Genomic DNA, 4,859 nt, shown 5'->3' with positions numbered 1-4,859 from the left:
TTTTTAATAGGTCTTTCTAATTATGACTTCTAATTATGATTTTTATGATGTTAGAATGGAACAACACACGTCGCCGGCCCAATTTGTTGGTTATACATAAACTCAAGTCCTTTGGCAAAGGCCTTATTGCTCGAGAACCAGGGCACAAAACTGGAGATATTCGACGTAGATACTTGTGCGGGGGCATTAATTTCGTGGCGTCGGAGGTTGCCATAGGTACGACTGTAGCCTTCTACCTGGAATGCAGCTGATTTGAAAGGCTTTAAGTATATACCCGCCGTGAGGTTGTTGACATGGCTCGGCCCTTGCGACCCTGTAGTGATTACCCACATCGAGGCACTGTTGGTGTTTTCGAGGAAGAGCTGGTGCAAGAATTGATAATTTCTGCTATACCCCACTCGAAATGTAAGTGGTGCGCGTGGTAGCAACGTGAACTGGAGTCGGGGCGAAAGCCGAAATACGTGCCCCTGGGTAAAGTAATGCAAACGCAATCCTGAACGAACATTCAGGATTTTCGAATCCATGTACTCATACTCTCCATACGCGTCTCCCTGAATGGCAAAATAGTCTTCTCCAAAGGAAGGGCGGGTTGCTGATTGTTCTTTATAGGTGAGTGCATAAAAATTACCAGAAGCACCAAACGACCACAGGCCGGCGGTGTTAGGGACAATGCTGAGATTATGCGCCCACTTTAAGTCGTACAATTCGTTTTGGTAGGCAAACGGAAAAATGAAGTTTTGCGCCCTGTTCGTATTGGGGTTAATGCGCGTATATGTAAAATCTTCTCTGGAATAGCGACTCAGGTAATGGCTTAGAGAAACAACCGTTTGGAGAAAACTTTTCGAGCCTATCGGGTTGTGAAACTGAAGGCTTACGGCTTCATTGCCCCACGCATTTGTTGTAGAAACAGGTTCAAAAACTGCCCCGAGTGTACCGTTTTCCGTTCTACGGACGAGGGTGAGGCGGTCGGCATCCAGTTGGGTGTCATTGCCGCCGGCATACAGGCTGAGGGTAGTTTTGCCGCCTTTTTTATTTTCGAGCGAAAACTTGCCATGTACATCGAAAAACCGGGCCTGGGTGTTTGTTGGTGAAATGACAAAATTGTCGAAGTCTGTAAACAACGCTGGCAGTTGGCTGATTGTCCGGTTGATATCGAGTCCGAGGCCAAGCAAGTTTTCATTGTTTAGCCAATTGATCTGGTCGATATACGAGTGCCGGCCTGATACGAGCCAACTGGCCCTGCCTTTTGCCAATGGGCCTTCGAATGTGCCGCGCAACGCGGTACTGCTGGCGCCCAGGCTTCCCTGGAAACCCGTGAGTGAACCTGTTCTGGTAATAAAAGAAATGGTGCCGCCGGGTGGGGCAAAATAGCTTGCCGGCGCAATATCGTAATAGAAACCTACAGTTTGTAAGGCATCTGAATTGAAGACGTCGAACATGCCGTAGAAATGATTTTGATTATAGATGGGCGCGCCATCAAGCAATACCTGGAAGCCATCAGCCTTGCTGCCTCTTACATTTAAGCCTTCAGACAACGCCGTGCTCATCGAAACCGCGGGCAACGGTTGCATGGATCGCAAAATGCTACTTTCTCCAAAAGGCGAAAATAGCCCAGCGTAAAGCAAGTGGTGCCACGTGGTATCCAGATCAGTGTGCAGCAGTGAGCTTTGAACGAGGACTTCCTGGCCCTGTATGCGTTCGGGGATGAGTCGGATAGAAAGTTCTGCCGGCGGATTGTTTACATCGAGACTGATTCTTCCCGGCCGGTAGCCAACATAGGATACGGCAAGTAAAAGCCGTTCTGCATCCATTTCTTCATGCTGTATTTGCATCCTGAAGAAGCCGGCTTCATTGGTGCTAACCCCGTGTAGTTGTCCGGCAGTTATCCACGTTATGTTGGCAAAAGGTAAACGTGTACCTGTTTTGCTATCGAGTACCTGGCCTTTAATTACAGACGGCCGTGCAAAAGAATCGGGTTGGGCCTCAGAAAGCAGGATTTGGCGATAATTGTGATCTACTTGTAGATCTAGTCGTTGCCTGAGAAGCGATTGTTGGAGTGAGGCAAGCAGGGAGTCTGATGATGCCTCAAGGGAAACGCGTTTGTCAGATACCAGGGCGTCCCTGTAAAGAAATCGATAGCCTTCTCTGGCTTCGATGTCTTCAATGACTTGTTTGAGGGGTTCGTCGTTGTATACGAATTGCTGTTGTGCCCAGGCAGATTGTAGCAGGGGCGGGCAGGAAAAAAAGAGGAGAACAAAGAAAACGGTCTGGCAAATGCGCAGATCAGTTTGCTTCAAAACGATAGGTATGTTCACCCGTTTGTACAAAACTTCCTCCCTCCAAAACAGTGCTTAAGCTGTTTATCACGTAGGTTTCATCCTGAAGTCCGATGGAGCCGGAAATGGTTTCGTTTGCCCGCTCGTCCGGGATCTCGATGGAGATTGCAAAATGGAATGAAAGTTCGTCAACAACTTCCTGAAAGGTTGCTTCAAAGAATGCAATTTCTTCATCCATCCAATCCAGGTGTACTTCAGGATTGGCTGGCTGTCCGTTTAATGTAACCTGATCCTTATCGACTGTTCCCGACTGACCTGGTGAAAGGATCACAGCCTGGCCAGAATTCTGGTTTTTCAATTCAACGCGCCCTTCCTGAAGGTACACGGTTACATCGTCTCGCCATGCGCTAACGTTGAACATGGTGCCCAATACAGCCACCTGCGCGTCGCCGGCTATAACAGCGAAGGTACGGTTTTCATTATGGGTGACATCAAAGAAGCCTTCTCCTTCGAGCTTGTAGTGCGAATCCTGGTCACCGGCTGCAACCGCAAAAAGTTTTGAATTTGGTCGTAGCGTTACTGTGGATCCATCCGACAGGGTGTGAACGGTTATTTCAGTTGCTGCTTCAGCAAGCAATTGTGGCGCCGGCGCCCGGGTAATCAGGAGCCAACTGATGGCAACCGCTGCCAGTAAACAGGCTGCAACAGCCATCCGGAAAATCGCCGGCTTTAGCGTGAAAATACGCGCCTGCGGTTGTGTTGTAGTTGCTGCTGGTTTGGTAGCTGCAGTAATCTGCTGCCACATCCTGATCGAAGCTGCTTCGTCCGCTGCGCGTTCTTTCTTTGTCGCAAGATGCGAAGCTTTGAGTTGTAGCAGTACAGATTCCAGCGGGTCATTGCCATCTGGCTCCCATGCCGGCGTGTTGGCATCAAGCAACGCAGCCAGCTTTTTCGCAAGCTGGACATCTATGTCGTTGTCTGGAAGCATTGGGATATTCATCGTACTGCGTTACTAAGGGTTTATGTACTGTTGTCGATCCTGGGACTTAATAAGTATGCTTTACCGTAAAGTTCTATCTCTCGAAAAATCTATCTCTCAAAAAGAATGCCCCCGAGGTCACAAATACTTAGCTGTAATTTATCTATGACGGACCTCGGGGAGCATTTAAGTTTGTTCATCACAATGTTGCAGATGAGTTGTGCGGAGTTCTCGGCGCATCACTTCCAAGAACCCCGCACGCTGCAAGCATTTACTATCCATCCCCACCTGTTTCGCCATCCGTGTCCGTGATATCCCCGTCGCGCAGGGTTATCCGGTAAATTTTGCGAAGGCCCAAGAAACGCAGTACTGCACGGCCGTTGCCTTCAAGTTCAATGGTACCTTCTACATCTTGCATTTCCGTTTCACCGTTGATGGTTTTTTCCATCGTCATGGTGTACTGGATGGCACCTGTAATCTGATTTTCCAATTCTGAATCTTCGCTATCGTCTGTAGCAATGGTTACATCTACCGTGCTGAACGCTAGATTGTACGTACCGCTCTGGGTTTGCGCATTGCCAGATGAGTCCTGACGAGTGGTCTCGTAAGAACCGCTGTTTGTCTGGCTACCTGTTAGCGATGCGACGTCGGACTGCAGTCCGGTCAGATTCCATTCGCCGGCGTGGTCGAATGTAACGGCACGAGCGCCGCGGCGTGAATCGTATGAACCACTACCTACACGTGAGCCTTCAAAAGCGATAGAGGCGATGTCTCCACGGTTGAGTCGTGGAAACTCGATGTATTCTCCGTTTTCGTCGGTAAACGTATAGTTCAGGTTTACTGCTACGTCTTTTGAGCAAACTTCAGATTCGACGTTGCGGGAATAGTTGATCGCATGTATGCCGGTTGTTTCGTCGTACGTTTTTTCAAACGAGCGATCTTCACCACGGCAAGGGCGCAAACCTGGATTCGACCAGAAGTTGCGGTTGCTGTAGCTCAATCGGGTGACACCAATTTCGGCCGTCATGTCATTAAGGTTGGCCATCAATCCTTCGTTCTGGTCTGACAGGGATTCAGCCAGAATTGAAGATGCTGCTTCGAGATCTTCTTGGGATAATGCAGCAACCTCAGGTTCTTCGTTATTCAGGGAATCACATCCAGTAGCGGCAAATACGAGCAGGAGCGCCACCAGTGCAGACCCATGTTTTCTTAGAATAGCGTTGAGCGTTTTCATGTCTTATTGGATAATTAATCGGGTAATATTTTGATCAATAAGAGGTATTGCTGATTGTACTTCCGACTAGAGTACACCCTACCCCCATACCCACCCCTATCCCTGATGAAAAAAAAATTAGAAGGGAAGATTTAGTGTCAATTGCAGGTTGAGAATATCGAACACCGAACAAGGAACGCTGAATGTCGAAGGGAAATTCAATCACTCCTCACTCCTCACTCCTCACTGTCAAGTCCTGAAATAGGTTGACAATGAATTAGTGTATAGTTTGTGATTTAAGCCCAGTTCGGTAGAGGGGTAGTTAGAGCAATTGATGGCTGTGTAATAGACAGCGCCAGCTACCACCCCGTCCCTTGCGGCTTCTAAAATC

General features: G+C 48.4%; 3 protein-coding genes. All 3 read right to left on the bottom strand.

The window, feature by feature from the left end:
* Positions 1–50: 50 nt before the first annotated feature.
* Positions 51–2,297: a carboxypeptidase-like regulatory domain-containing protein gene (locus AAF564_26000; protein MEM8489026.1), complete on the bottom strand. Its 2,247-nt coding sequence runs from the start codon at positions 2,295–2,297 to the stop codon at positions 51–53.
* Positions 2,284–3,276, bottom strand: coding sequence for a FecR domain-containing protein (locus tag AAF564_25995; GenBank protein MEM8489025.1), 993 nt, complete (start codon positions 3,274–3,276; stop codon positions 2,284–2,286). The genes AAF564_26000 and AAF564_25995 overlap by 14 nt, the downstream gene beginning before the upstream one ends.
* A gap of 253 nt (positions 3,277–3,529) precedes the next feature.
* Positions 3,530–4,489 carry a hypothetical protein gene (locus AAF564_25990; GenBank protein ID MEM8489024.1) on the bottom strand — a complete coding sequence of 320 codons (960 nt, stop codon included), beginning with the start codon at positions 4,487–4,489 and terminating at the stop codon, positions 3,530–3,532.
* Positions 4,490–4,859: the final 370 nt, after the last annotated feature.

This window comes from Bacteroidota bacterium (genome assembly GCA_039111535.1).
In the GTDB taxonomy this organism is placed as follows: domain Bacteria; phylum Bacteroidota; class Rhodothermia; order Rhodothermales; family JAHQVL01; genus JBCCIM01.
This window is presented reverse-complemented; position numbering and strand designations above follow the sequence as displayed.

What these genes read in the sequence shown, in the direction of transcription:
- AAF564_25995 (MEM8489025.1), bottom strand. Translation starts at nt 3,276, where the DNA reads ATGAATATCCCAATGCTTCCAGACAACGACATAGATGTCCAGCTTGCG.
- AAF564_25990 (MEM8489024.1), bottom strand. Translation starts at nt 4,489, where the DNA reads ATGAAAACGCTCAACGCTATTCTAAGAAAACATGGGTCTGCACTGGTG.